The sequence below is a fragment of the Paenibacillus soyae genome (genome assembly GCF_024623455.1).
GTDB classification, from domain to species: domain Bacteria; phylum Bacillota; class Bacilli; order Paenibacillales; family Paenibacillaceae; genus Pristimantibacillus; species Pristimantibacillus soyae.
Window position 1 is genome coordinate 1 of the sequence record NZ_JANIPJ010000102.1, and the last position, 255, is coordinate 255.

Here is a 255-nt window from a genome sequence, read left to right on the forward strand (position 1 = left end):
GCTACTCTGTCATCTATCTTGATGGTCTATACGTCAAATTGAAACGTAACACGGTGAGCAGTGAAGTCGTGTATTTGATTATGGGAATTGACGAAAAGGGTTACCGTCAAATCCTAGGCTTCGACGTAGGTGGCCATGAGAGCTCTAACGGCTGGATAGAGGTGCTTAAGGATCTCAAAAACCGTGGCGCAACTGACGTCCTGCTAGGCGTCTTTGACGGATTGCCAGGGCTTGAAGAAGCGTTCCGCACCATCT

The 255-nt window shown here is 48.6% G+C and carries 1 protein-coding gene; it reads left to right on the forward strand.

All coding sequences use genetic code 11. The annotated features are described in order from the left end of the window. On the forward strand, positions 1-255 hold a 255-nt coding region (locus NQZ67_RS30190), incomplete at both ends, for a transposase (protein ID WP_257453191.1).